Raw genomic sequence first — 13,717 nt, 5'->3', positions numbered from 1 at the left:
GTATCCTCCAAAATCCGATTACTCATGAAACGGCTGATGCAGAAGCTGGCGGATTTTATCCATATCGAGGGAGGAATCCCCCCCGGTCTGCGCCGACTTGTTTTGTTTTGGCTCAGGCTGTTTGGAAAAACTGTTCAGATCTTCAGTGGCGGCCTTTACCGTGGTGATTCCTTTGGCTTTCCAGGAGGTCAGGATTTTATCTGCGTAGGCAAAGGAGACTTTTCCGGTATTTTCGACTGCCCGTTCGCAGGCAAGGAAAATCAATACCTCATCCAGACCAAGTGAAAACCAGCGGGGGATATATTCTTTTTCTTTCGGGGTCAGCCCCCGGTTGTAAAGTCCGAAGGCCTTGAGGATTTTTTTCTCGTTTTCATTTTCCGCGGTAAGCCGGAGGATTTCGCGTTCAACCTGCTCATGGGTGATAATACCCCGGTCCAGCCAGTTCGCGGCTGTTTTTTCCACATAACTCATACTCTTATGCCCGATTGAAACGCAGTATTGGAGCAGCATCATGACAGCATCCGACCGCATGCCGTAATAACTGCAGAGCGCCACAAGAATTTCACTCTCCACAGGCGTCAAAGGCGCGCCGAGAATACTTTGCGCCTCCCGTAAAAGCTGGGCGATAGAATGGTCGCCCTGTGCGATTTGTATCACATCTTCGCGGGTAATCTTCGGACGCGATGCAATGGTGATAATTCTCTGACCGGTTGCCTCATTTTTTGTTTCCGTAACAACAGGTTCGGCGGCAGAGCTTTTTTTGACTGCCGGAATTTGTTCCTGTGGTTCGGACGGCTGTGTGGGAAATGTTGTGTTTGATACAATTCCGGCGCCGATCCAGTATCCCAAAGCGTCGGAAATATCCGCGGGAGTCATGTTGAGCTGCCCGGAAAGCCATTCGGCGTCAACTGCTTTTCCGGGGTGCCGCAGCATGACCAGCAGAACTTTCAGCGACAGAGGGGAACACATTTTAATGTGCTGGTCTACGATTGCCGAAGGAACGGCAAACACAGAAGACCATATACCAGAGTCAATTAGATAAGCCATAACACACTCCAAAGTTAAACAATAATTTACAGCGAAACAAAGGTATGGAACTGTTAGATCCTTTAAAAAGTACCTGAATTGGCAAACATTATTATAGCACATCATGCCGATATTTCAAAATATAAGTTGCACCAAAAGTGCAAAACGTTGTATAATATTTATATATGCTGGGAACGGGGGGCGAAACTATGATTGGCGACTTGCATTGCCACACGCGTTTTTCTGACGGTTCGATGGGCATAGACGATTTGATTACTTATGCCAAAAGAAGCGGGCTTGATTTTGTTGCGGTAACTGACCATGATACCATGGCTGGCATCAAGCGCGCGGAGCAGCTTGGGAGACGGATTGGCATTGGGATCGTTTCTGGAACGGAAATATCTGCCTACGACCAGCAGCGGAAGAGAAAAGTCCATCTTCTATGTTATCTGCCGCAAAACCCTGACCGGCTGGTAGGAATGCTGAAACGAACTACGGAAAGCCGCGATGCCTCGATGCGGGCCAGCCTTCGGAAGGTGATGAGGCAATTTCCGCTGACAGAGGAGCATGTGCATAAATTTTCTTCCGGTGCCGCGTCGCTGTTTTCTGCACATATTATGAACGCCCTGATGGATTTGGGGTATGCGGATTCCATCTACGGCTCTCTGTTCCATCAGATTTTAAGTTCAAAAGGCAGCTGCTATGTGCCTCATTCTTACCCGGATGTGCGGGAAGCCGCGAAGCTGATCCGCACCGCGGGGGGCGTGTGCGTACTGGCGCATCCATCTGTTTACCGTTCTGTGGAGCTGATGCGTGAACTGGCTGCTGAAGGGCTGATTGACGGAGTGGAACGTTACCATCCCCGTGTGAACGAGGAAGATATTCCGGAAATAGACGCGGTCATACAGGAATATGGTCTGCTTTCCACAGGCGGTACCGATTTTCACGGTGCAAACAGCCAGCACCCGAATCCGCTTGGCACCTGCCTTACGACACAGGAAAATCTGGAGCGTATTTTTAAACTTGCTAAAAGCAAAGAACATAAATGACAGGAAATGGAGCACAATCTTTGAAAATCAGCTATAAAACCAAGGGGGTTTGCTCTCGATTCATCAATATCGATGTTGAGGGCGATATCATCCGGAACGTTGAATTTATTGGGGGCTGTGACGGGAATCTGCAGGGAATCTGTGCGCTTGTAAAAGGAAAAAAGATAAAAGATGTGATTGATTTGCTGGAAGGCATCCGCTGCGGCGCAAGGGATACTTCCTGCCCGGATCAGCTGGTAAAAGCGTTGAAACAGGCAATTCATCAGGAGACCAGGGAAATTTAGGTAAAGGCGGGTGTGTTTCTGTGCAATTTGACGACAGCGATATGAAAATAGCGCCTGAACGGATTTCAGAGGTATTTGATACGTCTGAAGGTGCCGCTAATGCGTTTGTACGTGAAAAGTCAAATGGAAATATGGATAAAGCCCGCAAACTAGGGCAGCAGTTTGCAGCAGAGTTGACTGTTCCGTCAAAAGGTGCCACTCTCTTTGGAGTCGGCGTATTTGACAATGATAACACGATGGCGCAGCGTAAAGTACTGTTTGCCTATGTTGTCAATCGCGTGGTAGAAGATATGGCCCCAAATTCCATTGTAGCGCAGTCGGTTTTATCCTCTTTCTATGAAAGTGTCCGCCAGCAGTCGGCAGAACTTTATGACCTGATCAATGATAGCGCGGCATTTTCACTTTATATGCTGGCCCGTCGCTCTGCTCCCGAAAAATCCGAGGCTGTCGGCCGGGTATTTGCGCAGCTCTGCGATAAGGAAGGGGATCCTGTTTTTATCCGTTACGGTGCGGAGCTAACAGACTATTTTATGATGTATTGCACTCAGATTATGCTGCGGATGCAGTTGATCCGGTAAGTGATAAAGGAGTAAGGATGAGAAAATGGGTTGTGCTGCTGATATGCTGCCTGCTGCTGTTTGCAGGTATGCCTATTTCCGCGGCGGAAAAAAATAATGCGATTCCGGGATTGGACATGAAACTCTCTGTGCCGGAGGGTTGGGGAGCGCTTACCCGGGATACCAAGGAGGGAGATCCGGTCCTCGCGGACTTGGGACTTGACCGCGGGACAATGTTGCAGCTGTTTGAAAAGGCCGGAATCTATTATAATGCGGTCAATCTGACCGCAGGGACGGAACTGGTTGTTTCCATGCAGGAAAATGAAAATACGCGGTCTATCTCTGATCTGAGCAAATTGCCGGAAAGCCGGGTTCAGGAGCTGGAAAAAGCACTGACCGGGCTTGACCTGAATCAGCTTGAAGGCATGGGTCAGTCCGACCTGCTTGCAGGCACGAGCGGAATCAGCATAGAAAGCCATGGCCGTTTGCAGCTTCCTGAGGCATTATTTGTGTCTTTCGAAGGGAAAGTGGAACAAAATGAAATGCCGATCAGTATTGCCGGTTATATCACAATTGTAAACGGGCGGCAGATTAACCTGTTCTACCGCTCATATGCGGATGAATTAACCGATGTGCACCGCAAGGAATTTGAAGAAATTGTAAGGACTGTTCAATTTGAGGAGGCCCCTCGGGATCTGAACAGGTACATATGGATTTTTATTGCCGCAATTTTAATTTTTATTTCTGCAATATTCTTTTACCGGTCTAAAAAAGAGAAACGATAAACAAAAAATCCGGTGTTCAGGCATCGGATTTTTTTGGCTTTTTATGCTGGCGGTGAAGGTGGCTGATAATTTTATCTTTATAAAGGATTCCGAGAAGCCCGGTTCCAGCAGTCAGCAGAAAAATTAAGAGTGTCATTTTCCAGTTGCCATGGCTCATTGTTGCGCCCATTGTGGTAGAAGTAACAATGGACGGAATGCGCGCGAAAGCGGAAAGCAGCAGAAAGCGGGACGGCTTAATCCCGCTGATACCGGCCAGATAGGTCAGCATGTCTTTCGGAGTGCCCGGAATCAAAAACAGGATAAAAGTAACAATTTCGACCTTTTCGGTGTTGTTGAGAAATTTAAAGTCCCGGATCTTCTCCTTCCCGAAAAGGCGGAGGACCAGCGGATAGCCAAACCGGCGAACGGTGAAGAAAATTGCGGAGGAAGCAAGAACGATTCCCAGCAGGCAGAGGAATAGTCCGCCCCAGGCCCCGTAGAGAACCCCGGCAAGAAGTTCAACCGGTTCACCGGGAATAAAAGCGATGATGACTTGGATGATCTGTATGCCAAGCACCAGAAAAAATCCGCTGAAACCCATGGATTCCACCAGCAACTGTAATTTTTGCTGTGTCGCAGGGTCTGACAATCGGGAAAAGAACGGCATGCTGACGGCGGTGATCGCTACAAGCAATATAAAAAACAGTACTGTAACTGCAATCCAAAACTTTGAGTGGGAGTTTAATCTGTCCGGCTCTTTTTTCATAGGTCCTCACTTTCCGGTATCCCGAAAATTTTCTGTGCCAAATTCCGGCAGGATATCTTTGCAATCTATTCAAAAATGATGTAATATATAAAAAGTACAGGCTTATGGAGGGAATAACATGTACGATGTATTTCGCGGGGGCGTAGAGCCTGGCGGCCTGACGACCGATTATGAGCTTAAAATGATGATTTGCTACATTCTCCACCATATTGGCTGCCCAATGCCGGTTGGAGCATTGATTGAGGTTTTTGTGGATCAGGGAATCGGCAATTATTTTGAAGCGGCAAGTGCCGCTGCCGGTTTGGTGAAAAGTGAACATATTGCCGTAGAGTCCACCCAGGAAAATCAACGCTGCTATGTGATCACACCGCTGGGAACGAGCGCGGCACAAACTTTTGAAAAAGACCTGCCTCTTTCTGTGCGTGATAAAGCTCTTGAAGCCGCCAAACGATATTTTGTTATCCAACAGCGCCGCGCCCAGAATAAGACGGAAGTCAAAAAGGTGGAGGACGGTTATCTTTTGACGCTGACCATTAAAGACATAGGAAGTGACCTGCTGTCCCTTACCATACTTTTGCCGGATCTCACCAGCTGTGAACAGATACAGTCGAGATTTTTAAACGATCCGATTGTCGTTTATAAGGGGGTTGTTGCCCTGCTGACCGGAAGCTATGAAAGCGTTGGAGCGCTGCTCGATCATGCGGAATAAATTGCTTAATTTTAGCGGACTTGACAATTAAGTCCAAATCGGCTAAAATTATGAACAGTTCTGAGCAATTAATTGTTGAAGTTTAAAGAAAGGGGGGCTGCGCTTGCTTAAAAAGATTATGTTGTATCTATTGATGTTTCAAACGGCAGGCAGATTTTTAGCTTTGACTTTTGTTTTTTCAACTGAAATTGAGCATTTGCCGGTATCTGTTTACATTTCAGCAGGAGCAGTCATCTTGTTTGGAATTGTCCTGATCTGCAAAAATATTGTGTCCTCAATATCTACAAAGGATTTGATTGCCTATTACGCTGCAGTGTCAGCGTCGGTGGTTTTGAACCTGATCTTTATGAAGCTGTTCAGTCGGGCGGAATTGGGACTGCTGGATTTTTCAATCATCGGAACCGTGCTGGATATCGTTGTCAGCCTGACGCTGATTGTTCTGGCGGTGCGTGAGACCAAATACGTTTATATCCGTGTAAAAAGCGATGCATGATCTAAAAACACCCGTTCTGCTTTTGCGGCGGGCGTTTTTTATTTTATCACAATCGTTTTTAGCAATCAAGTTCCGTATTGATTACTATATACCGTTCGTCAAAAAATATCAGAGCTGAAAATTTGTTTTCTTTCATAAAAATGCCGCTCAGTAGAGCGGCATTTATTCTTTTATTCTTCCGGAACCGAATCCTCAAACGCGGCCGTTATTTCGCTGGACGCAGTGACAGGTTCGTTCGGTAGTTCAACGTCGGTCTCAGTTTCTGCCATATCGGGTTCATACCGGTCGCTGTCTACCAGATTTGCCAGTTTGTCCGTGCTCAGCTGATATTGAAACGGCGTGGATAAATTCAGGTCAAAGCGTTTATTTTCATCGGAATATTCGATCGAAATGGAGCGGTATTGATAGGGGAGGGAATTCAGCTGATTCAGTAAGGTTTTGCCTGCTTCTGCAAAAGCATTTTCGTCGGCAAACGGCCCTGTCAGGTTCGTATATACATGGATTCTGGCGCGGGCTGCCAGTTTTTCGAAATCAGACCCGGCAGTATAGGGAACCCTATAGGACAGGTCTGTATCCACTGAAACAGATTCGACGGACGGAATGCTTTGAAGGGCCTGATAGATGTCATTTTCCACCACAGACTCTGCTTGTTCCCGCGCAAGCTGCGCCTCGGGCCCGACATAGCTCCAAACAGTAGGCAGAGCAGCCAGAACAAGCCCACCGCAGATCAGAAAGAAGCAGACGATGCCGCTGAGAAAATCATATTTGATGCGTTCTTCTTTATGAAAAAAGTAAGCGATCAAAATTTCGATGCCAAGAAAAATAAAGATTACGGGCGAAAGTTTAAAAGCAGTTGTGAGATCAAATCCTGGGTAAAATGTGGAAATCAGCGCGATAATACCGGTTGCGATCAGCGAAAATCCCATCGTTAAGGTTCCGACCCGATGTACACGGGGGACAGGCGGGAACCGGTAGGCTTCTTTTACCGGCTCTGTGTGAACCGCTTCCTGTTCCGAAGCGGTGTCTGCGGTATCTTCAGAATTTTGACCTGTAAACTGATCAGCCTGTTCGGCGGATTTAGACTCGTTTTCTTCGAATTCCTGAAAATTGTTATTCATGATGCTCTCCTTTAAATTCAACGAAATCTTCTTCAGATGAGGGCGTTTTTTTGCCGCGGACAAGGTGTATCCCCAAGACGATAATCGCGATGGATATAATCAGGGTGGGAATCGACCGGATAATATAATGGAAAAGCCACGGGTCAATTCCGTAAGCATCGAAAATTGTATCGATAATCGGGCGGATGAGGTTTGAAAACAAAAGATAAATGCCGATGACAATCAAACCGCTTCCCGCGAATAAAGAACTTTTGCCGTTCAGAGTTTTCAGCCACTTTTTTGAGCTCATCGAGCCGAACAGCAGCTCCAATTTAAAGGCGTCGTCAATTTCTTTCCGCTGTTCCTCCGTCATCCACTTGACGTTGAGCGTTTCAAAGAATGAATAAAACCAGATAATAGGCAGCAGGAACAGTAGAAACTCCAGATTTAAAAAGCTTGCGATGCTTATAATGCCGAAAAATCCCAGCATAATCGCGATTCCTTTTTTCATCATCCCAAGATACATTTCACCGGCGCCGGGAATAAACGCGCAGCAGAAAGTGAAAAAGCTACTTTTTCTCATTATGGTTAATACCCCTTTCAATCGTAAAACGGTTCATAAATTGGTCCAGTGCTTCGGATAGATGAGCTGAGATCTGCTCGGTTTTTTGGCTGAAACTCGAGGCCTCATTACTCAGTCGGCTCAACAGCTTGCTGTTATCGGTTATGCCAAAATCAAAAACTCCAATGTTCCAAAAAACGATGGCAAAACATGCCGCTGCAATCGCGGTGGCGTACTTATTTGCAAACATCCTGCGGGCGCGCGCCTGAATCCGTTTGATCACCGAAGGTGCGACCGGTTCTGCCGGAGAAAGAAGCAGGCAGTCTTCGAGCAAATCAGCATATTTTGCCACGCAGACGTCGCAAAACGCCAAGTGCTCAGATAGTTCCAGCCGTTCCAATTCCGTAAGCGGATTGCCGCCGACCAGCATGTGTAAAGCTTCATCTGTCAGATGTCCGTCTTTACTGAAAAGATCATTCATACCTGTACTTCCTCCTTTAATTGATTTTGAAGCATTGACCGGGCCCTGTAAAGCTGCGTCTGAACAGTTTTCTTGGGGCGGCTCAATAGTTCTGAAATTTCTTCGACTGTTTTTTCTTCCAGGAAAAACAGTACTGATACTTTATGATAAGGCTCTTTTAGATCCAGAATGGTCTGGCGGATGTAATCCGCGCTTTCTCCCGATAAGTAAAGCCGTTCGGGCGACTCCTCCGTGCGGATAATGTCCAGTTCGCTGATATCTTCGGACAAAGAAACGCGGCGGTTGTAGGCGCTTTTCAGGTAATCTTTCGCTTTGTTGGTGGCAATACGTGCCAGCCACGCGCGCAGGTTTTCCTCCCGCACAGTATCAATGTGCGCATAAGCGGCAACAAAAGTATCCTGCGTCAGGTTCTGTGCTTCGTGGTAGTCCGGAACCAGTTGATGACAGACGGTAAAGACCAGGCGTTCATACTGCTCCACCAAGCTTTTAAATTTTTCATTTGTCATTTCTGTCCTGCACTCACCACCTCAAAAGCCTTACGTTTATAAAACGAGATTCAAATCCTCTTATCTTCAATATCATACATAAAAAATTCAAAAATGTCGAATGGAAAACTTCCTGCCAAAATTGACCCATTGTCGCTGTGTATGATATAATTATAATCATTATGTGCGGAAGGGAGAGAACGGAATGCCGAAGCTGCTGGCTCTGGATTTGGACGGAACCACCTTCAGCCATGGAACCCATATGCCGGAGAAAAATCTTCTGCGCCTGCGCGAGGCAAAAGAACGCGGTACCGTCATCTGCTTTGTTACCGGAAGAAAGAGTATGGAGCCGCTCCGCCACCTTTTTGATCTTACGGATTATTTTGTGATGAATAACGGCGGCCGGGTGGTTAAAATGCCCGGTGAACGGGTACTTTTTAATAAGATGGTGTCGGCTGAGACTGCCGATCTGCTGATCACCTTCTGCAATCAAAACGGTGTTGCGCTGAATATTACAACCAGCAGCTACTGGGGGATCAATCTGCCCTCCGCAAGAAGCGAATCCATCACACGGGCCACCGGCAAAAAACCGGAATGCTACCGGTTCCGGTGGGAACTGCCGTTTGAAGAAATCGACGGGTTTGTGGCATGTGAAAATTACCAGCTGGCGATAGATTATATCCGCGAGGCCGGACTGGACCTGTATTGCGCAGAGTCCGAACCGGGAACGGTGGATATCATGCCCGGCGGCGTGAACAAATGGCTTGCAACAAAATGGATTGCGGATTCGCTTGGAATTGCGGCAGAGGATATTGTTTCGGCAGGAAATTACCGGAATGATATCGAATTGATTGCGGGAGCGGGAGTCGGCGTTGCTGTGCAGAATGCACCGAATGATGTAAAAAGCCACGCGGATTATATCACACAGCGTTCTAATTGCGAGGGGGCTGTCGCGGAGCTGATCGAAAAATTTATACTTTGTGATATGTTTAGAGGAAACTGTGAAACGATTTAAAAAAATTTATGCCGAGATAACGAATGTGTGCAACCTCTCCTGCTCTTTCTGTGCGAAAACGGTAAGAGAACCGCGCTTTATGAAGGTAGAGGAGTTTTCTTTTTTGCTCAATGAAGTGAAGCCTTATACAGATTACCTTTATCTGCATCTGATGGGTGAACCGCTTCTGCATCCTCAATTGAAAGAACTGTTGGGGCTATGTGAAAAAAACGGTATCAAGGTCAACATTACAACAAACGGGGTGCTGGTCAGTCAGGTAAAGGATATCCTGTTAAATTCCCCTGCGCTGCGGAAGGTAGCGTTTTCCATCCACAGTTTTGAAGCGAACAACTGTAACGGAGTCCTTGAAAGCTATATCCGCGAGATCTGTGCATTTGTCAACGAAGCAAAAGACACGCGGCTGATTTGCGAACTGCGCCTTTGGAACGGCGATTCAGAAAGCCGGTCAGGCGAAAATGCGCTGAATGAAGCCGTTTTGAACTTATTCGCGCGTGAGCTTGCGATTCAAATTCCAACGGGAGAAAATTTGCAAGGCAGTCTGAAACTGCGTGAACGGCTATTTTTAAATTTTGCCGAGATTTTTGACTGGCCCGATCACGAACGGCCGGATACGGAAGAATCCGTATTTTGCTATGGCCTTCGTGACCATATCGGGATTCTCGCTGACGGAACGGTGGTACCCTGCTGTCTGGACCATAATGGCAGCCTGGCGCTTGGGAATTTATTGACTACTCCGCTTGCTGAAATCTTATCCTCCGAACGCGCGAGAAAGATCTACAACGGGTTTTCCAGCCGCAAAGCGGCTGAACCGCTTTGCAGCCGCTGCGGCTATGCGCGGCGATTTTAATAGATAAAAGGAAGAATTTAAATGAGAACCATTTCCGAGGAAACAATCAAAGCATATCTGAATGCGGATATGGGCAAAGAGCTTTCCGTATACAGCGTTATTGATTCCACCAATAACGCGGCAAAACTGCTGGCAAAAAACGGCGCGCCGCATGGGGCTGTTGTGGTGGCGGGCCGGCAGACCGCGGGGAAAGGGCGGCTGGGCCGCAGTTTTTATTCTCCGGATGCCGAAGGAATTTATATGTCGGTAATACTTCGTCCTCAGCTGCGGGCCGAATACTCCATATTGATGACTTCTGCGGTCTCAGTAGCCGCCGCCAGAGCAATCGAGCTGGTTTCAGGCGTCTCAGTAAAAATCAAATGGGTAAACGACCTTTACTGGAACGGGAAAAAACTTTGCGGGATTCTGACAGAGTCATCGCTTGCTCCGGGTGGTACCCTGGATTACGCGGTAATTGGTATCGGCATCAACGTATCTACCAACAGCTTTCCGCCGGAGCTTTCGGATAAAGCAACATCGCTTGCCGCAGCGGGGTGCGGTGAATTAGACGCAAACCGGCTGATAGCGGAAATCCTGAATCAGTTTGCCGTCGTTTACCGTCAGCTCGCAACACGGGAGTTTCTTGAGGAGTATAAAGCGCGTTCCTGTGTTCTGGGAAAAACGGTTCAGGTCGTGCGGGGGGAGGACGTCTACGAAGCAACTGCGATCGATATTGACAGGGATGCTCATTTGCTGGTAGCGACAAAGTCCGGTGAACAGAGAGTCCTTTCTTCCGGCGAAGTGAGTTTAAAAGGAAATTGGATGTAATCCGTGACATTTTAAGAAAACCGGCGTATTTATTAGCAAATTGGTCATAAAACCGACTAATTCAGCCTTACAGTTTGCTACAAGGTTAGCCAATTAACAAGATAAAGTGTAAAATAAACGAAGCGGTAGCCTGAATCAGGGTATCCGTGAATCCATTTGAATTATGGGAGAATGAAAATGAAAAAAATACTTTCTATTGTAATGGCGGCGATTATGAGTGCTGCGCTTGGCGCTTGTGCGTCCACCCCGGCACCTGCATCTTCCAGCGAGGCCGCTTCTTCTGAGGCGCCCGCCGCGTCTTCCGAAGCTGCTTCCTCTGAAGCCCCGGCGTCTTCTTCTGAAGAAGCAGCGGACAGTAAACTACCGGAAACCTTTGTTTTGGGCCTGGACGCTTCGTTCCCGCCGATGGGCTTTACCGACCAGAATAATGAAATCATCGGTGTGGATATCGACCTTGCCAAAGCTGTCTGCGAGAAACTGGGCATGAAATTTGAGGCAAAGCCGATCGACTGGGCCAGCAAAGAAATGGAACTCAACACCGGTAAGATCACCTGCATCTGGAATGGCCTGACTATCACAGATGAACGGAAAGAAGCATTTGAGCTGAGCCGCGCCTATATGAGCAACGACCAGGTAGTTGTCGTCATGAATGATTCCGCAATCAAGTCCAAAGCCGATCTGGCCGGCAAGATCGTTGCTGCGCAGGCCGATTCTTCCGGGCTTGAGGCACTGCAAAAAGATGAAATCTACGCTTCCATCAAAGATGGGGCAGCGAAAGAATATGCCGATTATGTCACCGCGATGGGCGACCTTGAGCTTGGACGCTGTGATGCCATTGTCATGGATTCCGTCGTAGCCAACTACTATATTACCGCGAACGCGAAACCGATGACCGTTCTGGAAGATAAAATGGCTGCCGAGGAATACGGCATCGCTTTCAAGAAAGGTGAAACAGCCCTGCTGGAAGCAGTTGAAAAGGCTCTCTCTGAGCTTGCGGCGGAAGGTAAAATCGCAGAAATTTCTCAGAAATGGTTCGGGAAAGATAATTTGATCACTACCTATTAATCTGATTCCGAAATGAATTAGCCGCACTCCCATTCGGGTTTAGAATGGGAGTGCTGGTTGTTTTCTGGGGATAAATACTTTCACGATTCTTCTTGCTAGCGTTATAAAGAGAAACAGGAGTGTGCCCATATGAACTGGAGCGATATTGTAACAACCACGGCGGCGTTGATGCAGGGTTTTGGCGTAGTCATGATGCTGTTTGCCGTCACACTGGCGGCGGCAATGCCTTTGGGATTCTTTTTGACACTGCTCACACGCAGCCGGTTTGCTCCTCTGCGCTGGCTGACAAACGGCTATATTTATTTAATGAGAGCCACGCCGCTGATGCTCCAGCTCTTTTTTATCTATTTTGGGATGCCTCTCGTCTCGGATTTCTTTAAAAGGTTATTCTTTTCCGCCATTGTCTGCGCAATGGTTGGGTTTGTATTGAACTATGCGGCATACTTTGCCGAAATTTTTCGCGGCGGGCTTTTGTCCATCGACAAGGGGCAATATGAAGCCTGTCAGGTGCTTGGACTGAACAAATTTCAAACCACTGTGCGTGTCATTTTGCCGCAAATGTTCCGTGTGGCTTTGCCGTCTATCACAAATGAGTCGATTACTTTGGTAAAAGATACCGCGCTGGTTTTTGCTATTTCCGTTCCGGAAATTCTGCACTATGCAAAAGTTGCGGTCAGCCGGACGGGAACCGTGTTCCCGTATATGATTGCATTTGTGATTTATCTGATTGTAAATACTCTTCTTCAGCTGTTCTTCAATTGGCTTGAGAAGAAAACCAGCTATTGATTGGAGGACGGAACAATGGAATTAATTCAGGTAAAAGGGCTGAAAAAGAGTTTTCAGGATACTGATGTGCTTACCAACGTCAGTTTTTCGGTCAATAAGGGCGATGTAATTGCGGTAATCGGCCCTTCCGGAGCCGGTAAAAGTACGATGCTGCGCTGTCTGATCAATCTGGAACAGGTGGATGGCGGAACAATCACGGTGGAAGGAGAAACACTTGTCGGGGATGGCACTTATTCTGAGCATGTAAAGGTTAAAAACATTACATCGAAAATGGGCATGGTTTTTCAGAGTTTTAATCTTTTTCCGCATCTTTCTGTGCGGAAAAACCTGACGATGCCTTTCATGCAGGTGAAGGGCGCGTCGAAGGAAGATGCGGACAGGCTTGCCGAATCCCTGATCGGCAAGGTCGGGCTGAGCGGGAAAATGGATACAATGCCCTCCACGTTGTCGGGCGGACAGAAGCAGCGCGTCGCAATTGCACGCGCGTTGATGCTGAATCCCGATATTATGCTGTTTGATGAACCTACTTCCGCGCTGGACCCGCAGCTTACCGCGGAAGTACTGAACGTTATGAAACAGCTGGCCGCCGACCATATGACCATGCTGGTAGTCACACATGAGATGTCTTTTGCGCGCGATGTGGCAAATAAGATTTTATTTATGTGTGACGGGGAAATTGCGGAAGAAGGCACGCCGGAAGAAGTGTTTCGGCATCCCAAGGATCGGAGAACCGCCGAGTTTTTCGGTACTTCCAGTGGGAACAGGGCATGAGGGCGTTTGTATAGAATGGAACTATTTGTCAAAGATACCTATCGGGGACGCCCGGCAGGTATCTTTTTTTAGGCGCAGACTGTCATTTCGTTTGGACATTCAGCGTAAAATACAACAGAGATTCGTTGTTTCTATGCTTGCTTGAAGGAGAGG

The 13,717-nt window shown here is 47.5% G+C and carries 18 protein-coding genes; 12 read left to right on the top strand and 6 right to left on the bottom strand.

What is annotated here, in order from left to right:
- Nucleotides 1-18: 18 nt before the first annotated feature.
- Nucleotides 19-1,047, bottom strand: coding sequence for a DnaD domain protein (locus C1A10_RS17865; RefSeq protein WP_180951209.1), 1,029 nt, complete (start codon nucleotides 1,045-1,047; stop codon nucleotides 19-21).
- 188 nt (nucleotides 1,048-1,235) lie between these two features.
- Here C1A10_RS17865 and C1A10_RS17860 point away from each other — a divergent pair, with 188 nt between their 5' ends.
- The 4 genes from C1A10_RS17860 to C1A10_RS17845 are packed head-to-tail and all read left to right on the top strand — an operon-like array spanning nucleotide 1,236 to nucleotide 3,701.
- Nucleotides 1,236-2,075: a PHP domain-containing protein gene (locus C1A10_RS17860; RefSeq protein WP_101911546.1), complete on the top strand. Its 840-nt coding sequence runs from the start codon at nucleotides 1,236-1,238 to the stop codon at nucleotides 2,073-2,075.
- 20 nt (nucleotides 2,076-2,095) lie between these two features.
- Nucleotides 2,096-2,359 carry a TIGR03905 family TSCPD domain-containing protein gene (locus tag C1A10_RS17855; RefSeq protein WP_180951208.1) on the top strand — a complete coding sequence of 88 codons (264 nt, stop codon included), beginning with the start codon at nucleotides 2,096-2,098 and terminating at the stop codon, nucleotides 2,357-2,359.
- A 20-nt stretch (nucleotides 2,360-2,379) separates the two neighbouring features.
- Nucleotides 2,380-2,937, top strand: coding sequence for a hypothetical protein (locus C1A10_RS17850; protein ID WP_101911545.1), 558 nt, complete (start codon nucleotides 2,380-2,382; stop codon nucleotides 2,935-2,937).
- A gap of 17 nt (nucleotides 2,938-2,954) precedes the next feature.
- A complete protein-coding gene (locus C1A10_RS17845; RefSeq protein ID WP_101911544.1) occupies nucleotides 2,955-3,701 on the top strand; it encodes a hypothetical protein in 747 nt (248 codons plus the stop codon).
- Between the two features lie 16 nt (nucleotides 3,702-3,717).
- On the opposite strand, the gene C1A10_RS17840 is transcribed toward C1A10_RS17845, so the two are convergent.
- Nucleotides 3,718-4,446: a TVP38/TMEM64 family protein gene (locus tag C1A10_RS17840; protein ID WP_101911543.1), complete on the bottom strand. Its 729-nt coding sequence runs from the start codon at nucleotides 4,444-4,446 to the stop codon at nucleotides 3,718-3,720.
- Between the two features lie 118 nt (nucleotides 4,447-4,564).
- On the opposite strand from C1A10_RS17840, the gene C1A10_RS17835 reads away from it, so the two are divergent.
- Nucleotides 4,565-5,155, top strand: coding sequence for a DUF4364 family protein (locus C1A10_RS17835; protein ID WP_101911542.1), 591 nt, complete (start codon nucleotides 4,565-4,567; stop codon nucleotides 5,153-5,155).
- Between the two features lie 235 nt (nucleotides 5,156-5,390).
- Entirely contained in the window at nucleotides 5,391-5,648 is a 258-nt protein-coding gene (locus C1A10_RS17830) for a hypothetical protein (protein ID WP_145997766.1), read from the top strand.
- Between the two features lie 170 nt (nucleotides 5,649-5,818).
- Here C1A10_RS17830 and C1A10_RS17825 read toward each other — a convergent pair whose 3' ends face one another.
- The 4 genes from C1A10_RS17825 to C1A10_RS17810 are packed head-to-tail and all read right to left on the bottom strand — an operon-like array spanning nucleotide 5,819 to nucleotide 8,294.
- On the bottom strand, nucleotides 5,819-6,766 hold the full coding sequence (locus tag C1A10_RS17825; RefSeq protein WP_101911540.1) for a DUF308 domain-containing protein: 948 nt from the start codon (nucleotides 6,764-6,766) through the stop codon (nucleotides 5,819-5,821).
- Nucleotides 6,759-7,328, bottom strand: a complete 570-nt coding sequence (locus C1A10_RS17820; protein WP_101911539.1) for a hypothetical protein — start codon at nucleotides 7,326-7,328, stop codon at nucleotides 6,759-6,761. The genes C1A10_RS17825 and C1A10_RS17820 overlap by 8 nt, the downstream gene beginning before the upstream one ends.
- Nucleotides 7,315-7,788 carry an anti-sigma factor gene (locus C1A10_RS17815; protein ID WP_101911538.1) on the bottom strand — a complete coding sequence of 158 codons (474 nt, stop codon included), beginning with the start codon at nucleotides 7,786-7,788 and terminating at the stop codon, nucleotides 7,315-7,317. Before C1A10_RS17815 ends, C1A10_RS17820 begins: the two co-directional genes overlap by 14 nt.
- Nucleotides 7,785-8,294 carry an RNA polymerase sigma factor gene (locus C1A10_RS17810; RefSeq protein WP_101911537.1) on the bottom strand — a complete coding sequence of 170 codons (510 nt, stop codon included), beginning with the start codon at nucleotides 8,292-8,294 and terminating at the stop codon, nucleotides 7,785-7,787. The genes C1A10_RS17815 and C1A10_RS17810 overlap by 4 nt, the downstream gene beginning before the upstream one ends.
- A 184-nt stretch (nucleotides 8,295-8,478) precedes the next feature.
- Between C1A10_RS17810 and C1A10_RS17805 the strand changes: the two genes are divergently transcribed.
- The 6 genes from C1A10_RS17805 (at nucleotide 8,479) to C1A10_RS17780 (ending at nucleotide 13,564) form a co-directional block, all read left to right on the top strand.
- The gene (locus C1A10_RS17805; RefSeq protein WP_101911536.1) at nucleotides 8,479-9,288 is read left to right on the top strand and encodes an HAD family hydrolase; all 810 of its coding nucleotides are present in this window, start codon (nucleotides 8,479-8,481) and stop codon (nucleotides 9,286-9,288) included.
- Complete coding sequence (locus C1A10_RS17800) at nucleotides 9,275-10,135, top strand: radical SAM/SPASM domain-containing protein (RefSeq protein WP_101911535.1); 861 nt, start codon at nucleotides 9,275-9,277, stop codon at nucleotides 10,133-10,135. Before C1A10_RS17805 ends, C1A10_RS17800 begins: the two co-directional genes overlap by 14 nt.
- A gap of 21 nt (nucleotides 10,136-10,156) precedes the next feature.
- A complete protein-coding gene (locus tag C1A10_RS17795) occupies nucleotides 10,157-10,942 on the top strand; it encodes a biotin--[acetyl-CoA-carboxylase] ligase (RefSeq protein ID WP_101911534.1) in 786 nt (261 codons plus the stop codon).
- 177 nt (nucleotides 10,943-11,119) lie between these two features.
- On the top strand, nucleotides 11,120-12,007 hold the full coding sequence (locus C1A10_RS17790; protein ID WP_101911533.1) for an amino acid ABC transporter substrate-binding protein: 888 nt from the start codon (nucleotides 11,120-11,122) through the stop codon (nucleotides 12,005-12,007).
- Between the two features lie 129 nt (nucleotides 12,008-12,136).
- Complete coding sequence (locus tag C1A10_RS17785) at nucleotides 12,137-12,793, top strand: amino acid ABC transporter permease (RefSeq protein WP_101911532.1); 657 nt, start codon at nucleotides 12,137-12,139, stop codon at nucleotides 12,791-12,793.
- A 15-nt stretch (nucleotides 12,794-12,808) separates the two neighbouring features.
- On the top strand, nucleotides 12,809-13,564 hold the full coding sequence (locus C1A10_RS17780; RefSeq protein ID WP_101911531.1) for an amino acid ABC transporter ATP-binding protein: 756 nt from the start codon (nucleotides 12,809-12,811) through the stop codon (nucleotides 13,562-13,564).
- The last annotated feature ends 153 nt before the right edge of the window (nucleotides 13,565-13,717 follow it).

This window comes from Marasmitruncus massiliensis, assembly GCF_900186535.1.
GTDB lineage: Bacteria > Bacillota > Clostridia > Oscillospirales > Ruminococcaceae > Anaerotruncus > Anaerotruncus massiliensis_A.
Note: the sequence above shows the minus strand (reverse complement) of the source record. Positions and strands in the feature narration are given on the sequence as shown.

Coding starts and splice junctions, on each gene's coding strand:
- C1A10_RS17815 (WP_101911538.1), bottom strand. CDS start 7,788: ATGAATGATCTTTTCAGTAAAGACGGACATCTGACAGATGAAGCTTTA.
- C1A10_RS17780 (WP_101911531.1), top strand. CDS start 12,809: ATGGAATTAATTCAGGTAAAAGGGCTGAAAAAGAGTTTTCAGGATACT.
- C1A10_RS17785 (WP_101911532.1), top strand. CDS start 12,137: ATGAACTGGAGCGATATTGTAACAACCACGGCGGCGTTGATGCAGGGT.
- C1A10_RS17865 (WP_180951209.1), bottom strand. CDS start 1,047: ATGGCTTATCTAATTGACTCTGGTATATGGTCTTCTGTGTTTGCCGTT.
- C1A10_RS17795 (WP_101911534.1), top strand. CDS start 10,157: ATGAGAACCATTTCCGAGGAAACAATCAAAGCATATCTGAATGCGGAT.
- C1A10_RS17835 (WP_101911542.1), top strand. CDS start 4,565: ATGTACGATGTATTTCGCGGGGGCGTAGAGCCTGGCGGCCTGACGACC.
- C1A10_RS17820 (WP_101911539.1), bottom strand. CDS start 7,328: ATGAGAAAAAGTAGCTTTTTCACTTTCTGCTGCGCGTTTATTCCCGGC.
- C1A10_RS17860 (WP_101911546.1), top strand. CDS start 1,236: ATGATTGGCGACTTGCATTGCCACACGCGTTTTTCTGACGGTTCGATG.
- C1A10_RS17825 (WP_101911540.1), bottom strand. CDS start 6,766: ATGAATAACAATTTTCAGGAATTCGAAGAAAACGAGTCTAAATCCGCC.
- C1A10_RS17845 (WP_101911544.1), top strand. CDS start 2,955: ATGAGAAAATGGGTTGTGCTGCTGATATGCTGCCTGCTGCTGTTTGCA.
- C1A10_RS17805 (WP_101911536.1), top strand. CDS start 8,479: ATGCCGAAGCTGCTGGCTCTGGATTTGGACGGAACCACCTTCAGCCAT.
- C1A10_RS17810 (WP_101911537.1), bottom strand. CDS start 8,294: ATGACAAATGAAAAATTTAAAAGCTTGGTGGAGCAGTATGAACGCCTG.
- C1A10_RS17840 (WP_101911543.1), bottom strand. CDS start 4,446: ATGAAAAAAGAGCCGGACAGATTAAACTCCCACTCAAAGTTTTGGATT.
- C1A10_RS17790 (WP_101911533.1), top strand. CDS start 11,120: ATGAAAAAAATACTTTCTATTGTAATGGCGGCGATTATGAGTGCTGCG.